This window comes from Acinetobacter sp., from assembly GCF_036666595.1.
Classification (GTDB): Bacteria; Pseudomonadota; Gammaproteobacteria; order Pseudomonadales; family Moraxellaceae; genus Acinetobacter.
Map to the genome: position 1 here is coordinate 241 of NZ_JAVWVO010000126.1, position 342 is coordinate 582.

General features: G+C 39.8%; 1 protein-coding gene. It reads left to right on the plus strand.

Annotated elements, in window-relative coordinates; all coding sequences use genetic code 11:
* Positions 1–304: hotdog domain-containing protein (locus RR876_RS17160; protein ID WP_332637207.1), on the plus strand; the 304-nt coding region annotated here is incomplete at its 5' end.
* Positions 305–342: the final 38 nt, after the last annotated feature.

The window sequence follows — 342 nt, forward strand, 5'->3', positions numbered from 1 at the left end:
TTTGGCAGGGGCGATTCATGTAGAGCGAGTTAGTCATGGTCGTTGTGCGACAATTTCGATTCATGAAATGACATTCTTAATCCCTGTCAGCGTCGGTGATGTTGTGTCGTGTTATACCGATGTGATTAAGATTGGGAATACGTCAATTCAGGTGCATATCGAAGTGTGGAGTATTAATAATCATCGTGCTGTGCCAGTGAAAGTCACTGAAGGAATTTTCACTTTTGTTGCAATTGAAAGTAATGGGGCGAAACGAACAGTTCCTGACGATGTGAGAAAATTATTTGAGCTGAGTAAACAGTAAATAAAAAAGCCCAAAATAATTTGGGCTTTTTTGCATCT